Source organism: Geobacillus sp. FSL K6-3411 (assembly GCF_037965715.1).
In the GTDB taxonomy this organism is placed as follows: domain Bacteria; phylum Bacillota; class Bacilli; order Bacillales; family Anoxybacillaceae; genus Geobacillus; species Geobacillus thermodenitrificans.
The window spans coordinates 2,633,176-2,646,132 of record NZ_CP150187.1; the positions used below are offsets into that span (position 1 = coordinate 2,633,176).

At 52.0% G+C, this 12,957-nt stretch carries 10 protein-coding genes and 1 other annotated feature; all 10 genes read right to left on the minus strand.

The annotated features are described in order from the left end of the window. Positions 1-64: 64 nt before the first annotated feature. The 10 genes from aspS to NSQ22_RS13490 all read right to left on the minus strand — a co-directional run bounded on the left by aspS (position 65) and on the right by NSQ22_RS13490 (position 12,909). Positions 65-1,837: an aspartate--tRNA ligase gene (gene aspS, locus NSQ22_RS13445; RefSeq protein WP_029760673.1), complete on the minus strand. Its 1,773-nt coding sequence runs from the start codon at positions 1,835-1,837 to the stop codon at positions 65-67. A 3-nt stretch (positions 1,838-1,840) separates the two neighbouring features. Continuing rightward, the gene (gene hisS, locus NSQ22_RS13450) at positions 1,841-3,121 is read right to left on the minus strand and encodes a histidine--tRNA ligase (protein WP_011887886.1); all 1,281 of its coding nucleotides are present in this window, start codon (positions 3,119-3,121) and stop codon (positions 1,841-1,843) included. A gap of 47 nt (positions 3,122-3,168) precedes the next feature. Beyond that, positions 3,169-3,398 (minus strand) — a binding site (T-box leader). Positions 3,399-3,542: 144 nt separating this feature from the next. Then, positions 3,543-5,066, minus strand: a complete 1,524-nt coding sequence (gene ahpF, locus NSQ22_RS13455; RefSeq protein ID WP_339263624.1) for an alkyl hydroperoxide reductase subunit F — start codon at positions 5,064-5,066, stop codon at positions 3,543-3,545. Positions 5,067-5,080: 14 nt separating this feature from the next. Continuing rightward, entirely contained in the window at positions 5,081-5,644 is a 564-nt protein-coding gene (gene ahpC / locus NSQ22_RS13460; protein WP_008881033.1) for an alkyl hydroperoxide reductase subunit C, read from the minus strand. Positions 5,645-6,001: 357 nt separating this feature from the next. Further along, positions 6,002-6,175, minus strand: coding sequence for a hypothetical protein (locus tag NSQ22_RS13465; RefSeq protein WP_008881034.1), 174 nt, complete (start codon positions 6,173-6,175; stop codon positions 6,002-6,004). 78 nt (positions 6,176-6,253) lie between these two features. Further along, complete coding sequence (gene dtd, locus NSQ22_RS13470) at positions 6,254-6,712, minus strand: D-aminoacyl-tRNA deacylase (RefSeq protein ID WP_008881035.1); 459 nt, start codon at positions 6,710-6,712, stop codon at positions 6,254-6,256. 22 nt (positions 6,713-6,734) lie between these two features. Next, on the minus strand, positions 6,735-8,933 hold the full coding sequence (locus tag NSQ22_RS13475; RefSeq protein WP_011887887.1) for a bifunctional (p)ppGpp synthetase/guanosine-3',5'-bis(diphosphate) 3'-pyrophosphohydrolase: 2,199 nt from the start codon (positions 8,931-8,933) through the stop codon (positions 6,735-6,737). Between the two features lie 146 nt (positions 8,934-9,079). Further along, entirely contained in the window at positions 9,080-9,592 is a 513-nt protein-coding gene (locus NSQ22_RS13480) for an adenine phosphoribosyltransferase (RefSeq protein ID WP_008881037.1), read from the minus strand. Further along, on the minus strand, positions 9,592-11,949 hold the full coding sequence (gene recJ, locus NSQ22_RS13485; RefSeq protein WP_171355463.1) for a single-stranded-DNA-specific exonuclease RecJ: 2,358 nt from the start codon (positions 11,947-11,949) through the stop codon (positions 9,592-9,594). The genes NSQ22_RS13480 and recJ overlap by 1 nt, the downstream gene beginning before the upstream one ends. 57 nt (positions 11,950-12,006) lie before the next feature. Continuing rightward, on the minus strand, positions 12,007-12,909 hold the full coding sequence (locus NSQ22_RS13490) for a cation diffusion facilitator family transporter (RefSeq protein WP_172437891.1): 903 nt from the start codon (positions 12,907-12,909) through the stop codon (positions 12,007-12,009). Between the last annotated feature and the right edge of the window lie 48 nt (positions 12,910-12,957).

Below are 12,957 nucleotides of genomic sequence, written 5' to 3' on the forward strand. Positions count from 1 at the left end.
CATTTTATCACATTTTTCAGCGTTTGTGAACCATCTGCTGCTGATGTTTCTCTTTCAGACGCCGTTATTGCTGGTCAGGAAGCACCACAGCCAAATGCAACTCTTTCAGTTGTTTTTCACTGACCGGTCCCGGCGCTTCAGTAAGCAGGCAGCTGGCGCTCGCAGTTTTCGGGAAGGCGATCGTATCGCGCAAGTTTGTGCGCCCAGCTAAGAGCATCACAAGTCGATCGAGGCCGAGGGCGATACCGCCATGCGGCGGAGTGCCATATTCAAACGCCTCAAGCAGGAAGCCAAACTGGCGGCGCGCCTCTTCCTGGTCAAATCCTAGAGCGCGGAACATTTTTTCTTGTACATCGCGCTCAAAAATACGGAGCGAACCGCCGCCAAGCTCATAGCCGTTTAACACTAAATCATACGCCTGTGCCCGAACAGCGCCTGGGTTTGTCTCAAGCAGCGGGATATCGTCACGCACCGGCATCGTAAACGGATGGTGGGCGGCGTAATAGCGGCCTTCTTCTTCGTCGTACTCTAAAAGCGGCCAATCTGTTACCCATAAAAAAGCGAGCTTTGTTTCATCGATCAAGCCAAGCTCTTTGCCGAGCTTTAACCGCAACGCACCAAGAGCCGCCGCGACAATCGCCTTCTCGTCAGCAACAAACAACAGCAAATCCCCATCTTCGGCAGCAAGCAGCTGGCGCAGCGCTGTTTGCTCATCATCGACGAAAAACTTGGCGATCGGCCCTTTCAGCTCCCCTCCTTCAACTTTTAACCAAGCTAGCCCTTTCGCTCCGTAGCGGCCGGCAAACTCCGCTAACGCGTCAATGTCTTTACGCGAATAACGGCTCGCCGCTCCTTTTACGTTGATTGCCTTCACTTGACCACCTTGCTCAACGGCGCGGGCGAACACTTGAAACGCGGAGCCGCGGACCGCTTCCGACACATCGACAAGCTCAAGGCCAAAACGTACATCCGGCTTATCGGAACCGTAACGGCTCATCGCTTCGTCATACGTGATGCGTGGAAACGGGCGCGGAATGTCAATCCCTTTAGTTGCTTTGACGACCGCCGCCATCATCCGTTCGGTTAAATCGATGATGTCTTCTTGGTCGACAAACGACATTTCAATGTCAATTTGCGTAAACTCTGGCTGGCGGTCAGCGCGCAAATCTTCATCGCGGAAGCAACGAGTGATTTGGTAATAGCGTTCAAAACCGCCGACCATCAAAAGCTGCTTAAAAATTTGCGGCGACTGCGGCAAGGCGTAAAATTCCCCTGGATGAACGCGGCTTGGCACTAAATAATCGCGCGCCCCTTCCGGTGTGCTTTTCGTCAACATTGGCGTCTCCACTTCTAAAAAGCGTTCGCCGTCTAAAAAGTTGCGCACCGCCTTCGCCACTTTATGACGAAGCTCAAGTGTTTGAAACATGGTCGGGCGGCGCAAATCCAAGTACCGGTATTTCAAACGCACATCTTCCGCCGCATCTGTGTCATCAGCAATCGCAAACGGCGGCGTTTTCGCTTCATTGATAATGTCGATGCGCTCCGCATGAACTTCGATGCGGCCGGTCGCAATGTTCGGATTGACCGTCTCCGGTGTGCGGGCGACGACCGTCCCTTCAACACTTAGCACATATTCGCTCCGTACGCGCTCCGCTGTCGCCAGCGCCTCGACCGAGACGTCTGGGCTGGCGACAACTTGGACAATGCCTGTCCGGTCACGTAAATCGATGAAAATCAACCCACCCAAATCACGGCGCTTTTGCACCCAGCCTTTGAGCACAACACGCTCGCCGACGGCCGTTTCCGGCACTTCACCACAATAATACGTTCGTTCCACTTTTTACTCCTCCCGTTTTGTTCGTTCTATTAAAAAGGACGCCAACTCTCCAAGCGGCACATCAGTTTGCTCGCCGCTCGCCATGTGTTTCACAGCTGCTGTCTGTTTTTCCAGCTCCTCGTCGCCGATGATGGCAACGAATGATGCGCCAAGACGGTCAGCTGCCTTCAGCTGTGCCTTCATTTTTCGACCTAAATAGTCTTGCTCCACACGCAGGCCGGCACGGCGCAATTCGTAAACGAGGCGGACAGTTTCATCTTTTGCCCGCTCACCGACAGCGACAACATAGCAATCGATTCCTCGATGGATCGGCAGTTCAATCCCTTCCGCTTCAAGCGCCGCCAGCAGCCGTTCAATGCTTAACGCAAAGCCGATGCCAGGCGTTTCCGGGCCGCCAATTTCTTGCACAAGCCCGTTATAGCGTCCGCCGCCGCAAAGAGTCGCCGCTGCGCCGAATCCTTCAGCCTCGCTCATAATTTCAAACGTCGTATGGTTGTAATAATCGAGGCCGCGCACGAGCCGCGAGTCAATGACAAACGGGATGTCAAGCATCGTTAAATATTGCTTCACCTTCTCAAAATACGCGCTCGATTCGTCATTCAAATAGTCTAAAATCGACGGTGCTGACGCCATCAGTTCATGATCGCGGTCCTTTTTACAATCGAGAATGCGGAGCGGATTCGTCTCAAGCCGCGCCTGACAGTCCGGGCACAGTTCATGAATGCGGTCAGAAAAATGGCGGACAAGCGCTTCGCGATGCGCCCGGCGGCTGTCTACATCGCCTAAACTGTTGATTACGAGCCGGATGTGTTTTAAACCAAGCGCCTTATAAATATGCATCGCTAACGCCATCACCTCGGCGTCAATCGCCGGATCACTGCTGCCAATTGCCTCAACACCAAACTGGACGAATTGGCGGAACCGTCCGGCTTCCGGCCGCTCATAACGGAACATTGGTCCCGCATAATACAACTTGACCGGCTGATTCGGGCTGCCGTACAGCTTATGCTCGACGAACGCCCGCACGACCGGTGCGGTTCCTTCCGGACGGAGCGTCAACGCACGCCCCCCTTTGTCTTCAAACGTATACATCTCTTTTTGGACGATATCGGTCGTATCACCAACGCCACGTAAAAACAGCTCCGTATGTTCAAAAATCGGCGTCCGTATTTCTTCATAGCCGTACCGTCTACACAGGTCGCGGGCCACTTGTTCGACATATTGCCATTTTTCCGTTTCACCCGGTAATAAATCTTGTGTCCCTCTTGGAATTTGAAAAGCCATACTCTTCCTCCTTTGCCCAAAATAAAAACGCCCTTATCCCCATCATCGATAGGGACGAGAGCGTCATTCCCGCGGTGCCACCCTAATTGAAGCATACAGCTTCCTCTTGTCGCCGCTAACGCGTGGCGCGCGTTCCCCCTTACTGGCGCAAAGCGCGTTCAAAGGGAAACCTATGGAGTGTCTTTCGTTAAGCCATCATGGAGAAACGCTCGCAGCCTCAGGCGTTTCCTCTCTGGCCATGTGGGCCTTAACTACTTTTCTCCGTCATCGGTTATCACGTATAGAAAATGTAATTTTATATTACGGAGAAAGCCGAACGTTGTCAAGTTGTCTTTGCTGTGAAACAGCTCTTTGCCTGCGTCTGATTGATATCATGCATGAATGGGCATTTGTAAAAAGAGAGCCGTTTTCGGCTCTCTTTTTAGTGGCGAATTAAGTAATCAAACGCACTCAATGCGGCAGTAGCGCCTGAACCCATGGAAATAATGATTTGCTTATAAGCGCTGTCCGTGCAATCGCCCGCGGCAAAGACGCCTTCAACATTTGTCGCGCCGCGTTTATCGACGATGATTTCGCCGATGCGATTCCGTTCAACCGTTCCTTCCAGCCACTCTGTATTCGGCACAAGTCCGATTTGAACGAATACACCTTGCAACTCGATATGGTGCTCTTCCCCTGTTTCGCGATCGATATACGTAAGGCCATTCACTTTGTCTGTACCGGTAATTTCTTTCGTTTGCGCATTTTTAATGACCGTCACGTTCGGCAAGCTATACAATCGCTCCTGCAAAACAGCATCCGCTTTTAATTCAGGAGCGAACTCGAGCACAGTCACATGTTTAGCGATGCCAGCGAGGTCAATCGCCGCTTCTACGCCGGAGTTACCGCCGCCAATGACCGCCACGTGCTTGCCTTCAAACAGCGGGCCGTCGCAATGCGGGCAGTAGGCAACCCCTTTGTTTTTGAACTCTTCCTCACCCGGCACACCGAGATTGCGCCAACGTGCGCCAGTGGAAATAACCACCGTTTTGCTTTTCAGGACAGCACCGTTTTCCAGCTCGACTTCAATAAGATCTTTCTTCTCGAGCCGTTTGGCACGCTGGATCATGATGTCGACATCGTACTGTTTGACATGCTCCTCAATGCTGACTGCCAGCTTCGGCCCTTCGGTATATTTGACGCTGATGAAGTTCTCAATACCGAGCGTATCTAAAATTTGTCCGCCGAAGCGCTCAGCGACAATACCGGTGCGGATGCCTTTGCGCGCCGCATAAATGGCAGCTGTCGCACCCGCTGGTCCGCCGCCGATGACAAGCACATCAAACGGGTCTTTATCGGCAAATGAAGCAGCGTCCGGCTCGCTTCCTAATTTTGCGAGAATGTCTTCAAGCGACATGCGGCCGCTAGCGAACATCTCGCCGTTTAAAAAGACGGTCGGCACCGCCATAATGCCTTTTTGTTCAACTTCTTCCTTAAACGCCGCACCATCAATCATCGTATGCGAAATGTCAGGGTTGAGCACGCTCATGATGTTGAGCGCTTGAACGACATCCGGGCAGTTATGGCACGTTAAGCTCACGTACGTTTCAAAATGATGTTTGCCCCGAATTTGTTGAATGCGGCGCACCACATCCTCGCTGACTTTTGGCGGCCGCCCGCTCACTTGAAGCAGGGCAAGCACCAAAGACGTAAACTCATGGCCTAACGGAACGCCAGCAAAGGTGACGCCGGTGTTTTCGCCGACCCGGCTGACGCTGAAGCTTGGCGTTCGTTCAAGCGTTGCTTTTTCCACTTTGATTTTCGGCGACATCGCCGTTAATTCATCGATTAAAGCAAGCATATCGCGGGAAACGTTGTCGTCTCCCGCGCTTACTGTCAAGACAATGTCATTTTCAAGCAATTGCAAGTACTGGGCGAGTTGTGCCTTGATGTCAGCATCAAGCATTGTCAAATGCCTCCTTAAATTTTGCCAACAAGGTCAAGACTCGGTTTCAGCGTTTCAGCACCTTCTTGCCATTTCGCCGGGCACACTTCACCTGGATGGTTGCGCACATATTGAGCAGCTTTGATTTTATCAATCAATGCGCTAGCTTTGCGGCCAATGCCGTCAGCGTTGATTTCCACCGCTTGGATGACGCCGTCCGGATCGATAATGAACGTGCCGCGTTGAGCCAAACCTTGTTCTTCGTCAAGCACATCAAACATGCGCGACAATTGGTGCGAAGGATCGCCGATCATGACATATTCAATTTTGCTGATCGTCGGCGATGTGTCATGCCATGCTTTATGAGTAAAGTGCGTATCGGTCGAAACCGAGTACACTTCCACACCAAGTTCTTTGAACGTAGCATAATGGTCTTGCAAATCTTCGAGCTCCGTCGGGCATACGAACGTAAAGTCAGCCGGATAGAAGCAAACGATGCTCCATTTTCCGAGGAAGTTTTGTTCCGTAACTTCAACGAAATCTCCATTATGATACGCTTGTGCTTTGAAAGGTTCTACTTTTTTCCCTACGAGAGACATTCTTCATCTACCTCCTGCAATGGCTAGTCTTTAAATTAAAATGATTTTAATACGATATTTATTATCATATAGAAGTGTGTATTTTGTCAATAGATATAACTTAAAATTTTTCCATGGCGCCTAACCAGCTTCGGGTGGAGCACGGTGTGTCCATGTGATGCACAATGGAGTGGGGCTCTCTTTATTTATCGAAGATCCCATCCTGGAGACGGGTCAGCTGGTTTTGGCTTTCGCATGTCCACCCTTTTCTCACAAGCAGATCCATCTGACGAGCCAATTTGACACCATAGAACCTATGCCTAAACACTCGCACGCGAGACGCCGTTCCTCCACCCGAAGCGTTAGCACTGGCCATGTTCACGGGCGAAACCACTGTTTTTTCATCGTCTGCACATCTTTTAGTGTTACGCCGAACTCAGACGCCAGCTCAAAGGCACTATATTCGGCTTTCAGCCGCAGCCATTCGTGGAAATCGGCGGAAAGCACATCGTTCGATCGGTGCGCCTGCTTGCTTCTGCCCGTTTGCCGCATCGCCTTTCCTCCTTTCTATGCCGCCGGTTCGTTTTCATCTTTCCCATTTTTCGCTGAAAATAAAAAAACCGGGAAACATCATTCGTTTCCCGGTTTGTCACCGCTGTCGATAATCAAGGTGACTGGTCCATCGTTTGTGAGCGAAACGTCCATCATTGCGCCGAACACTCCTGTTTCGACATGGATGCCTTTTCCGCGCAAGAAGGTGTTGAATGCCTCATAAAGCGGCAAGGCGCGATCCGGTTTCGCTGCTGCCATAAAGTTCGGCCGCCGTCCTTTCCGACAGTCGCCGTAAAGGGTAAACTGCGACACCGACAGCACCGCCCCGCCGACTTCAAGCAACGAACGGTTCATTTTTCCATTTTCATCTTCAAAGATGCGCAAATGAGCAATTTTCTCCGCTAAATAGGCGGCGTCGGCCTCCGTATCCTCGTGCGTGACGCCAAGAAGCACGACAAGCCCCGCATCGATCGCTCCAACGACCTCGCCGTTGACGGTGACGCTCGCCTGCTTCGCCCGCTGGATGACCGCTTTCATTGTGTCCCTCCTTTCGACACCCCTAGTTGTTCATCAGCCGCTGAACTGAATAAATGTCAGGAATTTGTTTAATTCGTTCCACTACTTTTTGCAAATGGCTGATGTTATGAATGGCGATGGTCATATGAATCGTCGCGATTTTATGCCGATGATCCGAGCGGCCGGAGACGGCGGAAATGTCGGTGCGCGTCTCGTTTACAGCCTGCAGCACTTCATTCAGCAAGCCGCGGCGATCAAAGCCGATAATTTCGATGTCGACGTTATACTCACGCTCACCATTTGTGCCGCTTTCCCATTCAACAGGAATCAACCGGTCAGCCGCCTCTTCCACCTGCACGTTCGGGCAGTCGGCGCGGTGAACGGAAATGCCGCGGCCGCGGGTGATAAAGCCGATAATTTCATCGCCCGGCACCGGGTTACAGCAGCGCGACAAGCGGATGAGCAAGTTGTCGATTCCTTGGACACGAATGCCACAGTCACGTTTTTTGCCAGCCGGCAGCTTCGCTTCCGAGACCGCTTCAGCCAGTTTGCGCTGCTGTTCTTCAAGATCGCGCTGCTTTCGCCATTTTTCCGTCAACCGATGGGCGATTTGCGCCGCCGTAATTCCATGGTAGCCAACCGCTGCGTACATATCGTCTTCGTTCGAAAAATTGAATTTCTCCGCGACGCGCTTTATGTTGTCAGCCGTCATCACTTCTTTCGGCTCGAAACCGAGGCCGCGCACTTCTTTTTCAACCATCTCTTTGCCTTTATCAATGTTTTCTTCCCGTCGCTGTTTTTTGAAAAACTGACGAATTTTGTTGCGCGCCTGCGATGTTTTGGCGAGCTTCAGCCAATCTTGGCTCGGTCCATACGAATGCTTCGACGTTAAAATTTCGACGATGTCGCCCGTTTGCAGCTTATAATCAAGCGGCACCATTTTTCCGTTGACTTTCGCACCGATCGTTTTATTGCCGATTTCTGAATGGATGCGGTAGGCGAAATCAATCGGCACCGAACCGGCCGGCAGCTCGATGACATCACCTTTTGGCGTGAAGACGAACACCATGTCGGAAAACAAATCCATCTTCAGCGACTCCATAAACTCTTCGGCATTGCTGGCGTCGTTTTGCCACTCTAAAATTTCCCTGAACCAAGACAACTTTTCTTCAAACGAGTTCGGCTTCACCGTTTTTCCTTCCTTGTACGCCCAATGGGCAGCGATCCCGAACTCGGCGATTTGGTGCATTTCGAACGTGCGGATTTGCACCTCGAGCGGCTCACCTTTTGGCCCGATGACCGTTGTATGGAGCGACTGATACATGTTTGGCTTCGGCATGGCGATATAGTCTTTGAACCGCCCCGGCATCGGCTTCCAGCACGTATGGATGATGCCGAGCACGGCATAGCAGTCTTTAATACTGTTGACGATAATGCGGACGGCAAGCAAATCATAAATTTCATTAAACTGTTTATTTTGCATAACCATTTTTCGGTAAATGCTGTAAATATGTTTCGGCCGCCCGGAAATTTCACACGGAATATGCACTTCATTGAGCCGTTCACGCACTTCCTGAATGACTTCTTCCAAATATTGCTCGCGTTCAGCCCGCTTCTTCTTCATTAAGTTGACGATGCGGTAATATTGTTGCGGATTTAAATAACGAAGTGCGGTATCCTCAAGCTCCCATTTAATTTTCGAAATGCCAAGACGGTGGGCGAGCGGGGCGAAAATTTCGAGCGTTTCGTTAGCGATGCGCCGCTGCTTTTCCGCTGGCAAATGTTTTAACGTCCGCATGTTATGCAAACGATCGGCCAGTTTAATTAAAATGACGCGAATATCTTGCGCCATGGCCAAAAACATTTTTCGGTGGTTTTCCGCCTGCTGTTCCTCTTGTGATTTATATTTAATTTTGCCGAGCTTCGTCACGCCATCGACGAGCATCGCCACATCCGCACCGAATTCACGCTCGAGGTCCTCTTTTGTCGCCTCGGTATCTTCCACGACATCATGCAAAAACCCAGCAGCGATCGTCGTCGCATCCATTTTCAAGTCAGCCAAAATACCGGCAACTTGAATGGGATGGATGATATATGGTTCGCCCGACTTCCGGAATTGATCGCGGTGGGCGTGTTTCGCAAATTCATACGCCTTTTTTAAAAAGGCGACATCTTGTTCCGACAAATAACAGCCCGCCTGTTCAAACACTTGCTCCGCTGTCAGCACTTGTTCATTGGCCATATGGTTGGATCACCTTTGATTTTATAAAATGAAATTCACACGCTAAGGTGTTAACTTAACATCAATCACGTTAATAAGAAAGAGCACTCGTGCGAGTGCCCCTTTTTTCTCTATTGTAGCGGAAGAAGCGAACAATGTCGACTATTTTAAAACTGCATGAGCGTTAAAATATCGTATCCTTCCAATTTTTTGCGCCCACCAAGCTCTGTGAGCTCAATTAAAAATGCCAAACCGGCCACTACTCCACCTAATTGTTCGACTAAATCGATCGTCGCCCGCATCGTGCCGCCTGTCGCTAACAAATCGTCGGTAATCAAGACGCGCTGCCCCGGCTTGATGGCGTCTTTGTGCATCGTCAGCACATCTGTTCCATACTCTAATCCGTATTCAACACGAACGACTTCACGCGGCAATTTTCCTTCTTTGCGTACCGGTGCAAAACCAACACCGAGTGCATAGGCAACCGGGCATCCGATGATAAACCCGCGCGCCTCCGGACCAACAACGATATCAATTTGCTTTTCGCGTGCGTATTCGACAATTTGGTCGGTGGCGTATTTGTACGCTTCCCCGTTGTCCATCAGCGTCGTAATGTCTTTAAATAAAATTCCCGGTTTCGGAAAATCAGGCACGATTGTAATATACTGTTTTAAATCCATTATACGTTTGCCTCCTCGTACGTTTGCGAACGTGTCATTTCTGCTAAACAGCGTTTCAACTGCTCATAAGTGGAATATAATAACTGCTGTTCCACCTCAAGCTCGTCCCGCCGGCGGCGATATGTCGGTGATTCATGCAAATCACGCTTCTCTGGCGCATGGACAAGTGAGATGACGCCGTCTTGTTCGCGAATAAACTCAAGCTCTAAAAATACTTTCGCCATAAAATGAACCGTCTCTTCCGTCCAGCCACGGGCGCGCGCCAGCTGTCCGCCCCGCTCGGCGAGCGGAAACGAACGGTATTTATGCAAAAAGGCATAAAACCATTTAAAATGGTCGCGCGTCGGAAACGTGCGAAAAAACTGCGCTTCCGGCTGCGCAAACACCGCGTAAATGCGCTCCGGCTGCCCGTTGCCAAGCAAGACAGCGAGTCGGCGGAGCTTTGGCGGCAAGTCAAGCAGCACGACATAGCGGCCGTCAATCGCCAAGGCGCCCGCCTCTTCATCACTTGCTACATAATGAAGTTCGTCGCGAAACGCCGTCAAATTTAATTGATTTTCGGTTTCGCGGCGAAACAGGACAAGCAGCCGTTTCTCTTTCGGCATTCGCTCAATAAGCGGGTGGACATCGCGGCAGCCGCGGACATCAAACACTTGGCAGCTGCTTACCGCTACATCACATAACGACAACTGCGGCTTCGCTAACCCGTTCCATTCATTTACCGAAAGCTCTCCGACGGCCGAGACGCACGCCCCAGGGGCGATCTCCTCGCAAAGCGGCCCGAGACCGAAGCCAATGGCATCAATCGCTGCACCATTTTGGGAAAAGACCGCTTTCATATGGGCGCCGTTCGCTCCGACGCGGCGCATCGTTTCAACCGCCACCTCTTCAATAAGAAGAAGCGGCCGCGGATTGCTGACACCAAACGGGGCAAGCCGCTCAAAGCTGCGCGCGGCCGACAACGTCAGCTCATCAACAGAGCAGGCAGCATCAATAAACGTCGGCGGTGTAAAATCATCATCTGACAACGTCCTAGCGGCGATGGCATTCAACCGCTCCCGCAGTTCTTCGACATCATCAAGCGCTAAGGTCATTCCCGCCGCCATCGGATGGCCACCAAAATGAGGCAAAATGTCACGACATTGCGATAAACTTGCAAAGAGGTCAAAGCCGTGAATGCTGCGAGCCGACCCTTTGGCGATTCCTTTTTCCCGATCCATCGAAAGCACAACCGCTGGACGATAAAACTGCTCAACAAGTTTCGAGGCAACGATGCCAACAACCCCCGGATTCCATCCTTCACCCGCGACAACAAGAACGCGATGCTCTTCAGGCGGAAACTGACGCCGTACCATCTCTGCCGCTTCTTCAGCCATTTGCGCCACAAGCTGCTGGCGTTCACGGTTTAGTTCATCCATTTCTTGGGCCAACCGTGCGGCTTCGCCCTCATCGTCTGTCATTAACAGCGCCACGGCCGGATCGGCGCCGCCGAGGCGGCCGGCCGCATTCAGCCGCGGCGCGATAGCAAAACCGACCGTCTGTTCATTTACTGTCATCGCATCAATACGGCATTGCCGCCAAAGGGCGCGCAACCCAACGCGGTTCGTTTCGCGCAGCGCCTCGAGCCCTTGTGCGGCGAGCAGACGGTTTTCCCCAACGAGCGGCACTAAGTCGGCAATCGTCCCGATCGCTACCAAATCAAGCAAATGGCGCGGCACCCGTCCAAGCAACGCATGAGCAACTTTAAATGCGACGCCGACGCCGGCCAAATCGCGAAACGGGTATGTACTTCCCGGCTTTTTCGGATGAATGATCGCGTACGCCTCCGGTAACACCGGACCCGGTTCATGGTGGTCGGTCACAATGACATCAAGCCCCCACTCATTAGCGGCAGCGATTTCATCGACCGCTGCAATTCCATTGTCGACCGTCACAATAACGGACACGCCCCGCTCTTTCGCGGCACGAAATGCCGCCAGATTCGGACCGTATCCTTCCGTAAAGCGATTGGGAATGTAGAATTCGACCGACGCTCCCGCCTCTTTAAGGGCGCTCACCATCACCGACGTACTGCAGACGCCATCGGCATCATAGTCGCCATAGACAAGCACAAGTTCGCCGGTGTTGATCGCCCGCTCTAAGCGCCGAACCGCCCGTTCCATCCCATCAAGTAGAAACGGATCATGAAACGGCTGTCCAAGGGGATCAAGAAACGCGGCCGCTTCCGCTGCCGTCCGCACGCCACGGCGGACAAGAAGCTTTGCTAACAACGGCGCGATGTCGGCTTCCTCGGCCAGCCGCCTCACCGTCTGTTCGTCGGGGCAATCTACTTCCCAACGCGTTTTCGCTTTTAACATGTCCCCCACCTCAACTCTCCTTATTATACAAAAAGGAGAAAAGGGCAGGCAACGACATTACGTGTTTTTTTGCGGATCATACGGATTGATATGCACCATCACGTTGCGGACGCGCGGAAGTGTCAGCAACTTTTCCTTTACTTTTTTCCCAATCCGGTGTCCTTCTTCGACTGTCAGCCGTGGATCAACGGCGATCTTCAAATCGACAATAACGTAATGACCATGCTCGCGCGCATATAGCTCGTTAATTTGCCGCACGTCAGGAACCGACAGCACCGCCTCCCGCAAATAGCCCGTTTCCTCCTCATGGAGCACGTGGTCGATTGCCGTATGGATCGACTTCCGACCAAGCTCCCACGCCATTTTTAAAACAAGAATGGCGACGAATAGCCCAGCGAGCGGGTCGGCATACACGAGCCAGCCGATTTCCCACTTTCCGCCGAGAATGGCAGCACCAACACCAACGAGCGCAGCAAGTGAAGAGAAGACGTCAGAGCGATGTTCATAGGCGTTGACAACTAAGGCATCGCTATTGAGCTGTTTCCCTAGCCGGTATTTATAGCGAAACATCGCCTCTTTGACAACGATCGATAACAACAGAACATAAATGGCCGCCATCCCCGGTGGCGACAGTGGGGCGAAAAACGACATGAGCGCTGATCGTCCGATCTCGAGCCCAACAAGAAACAAAAGGACCGCCACAATAATGGCAGCGATCAATTCCGCTTTTCCGTGCCCGTACGGATGGTCTTCATCCGGCGGGCGCGCCGCGGCTCGCAGTCCGATCCAAACGGCGAACGATCCAGCAACATCGGATGCCGAATGAGCGGCATCGGCGATCAGTGCCTGACTTTGGCTCCACACCCCAACGATTGCCTTGATGGCGGCAAGCGCTATGTTGCCGACAATACCAATGATCGCCGCTGTTTTCGCCTGCCTGAATCGCTGTTCGTTTTCCATGGCCATCTTCCCCCACTTCACGTCTAGCAGCATCCCAGCCGTTTATGT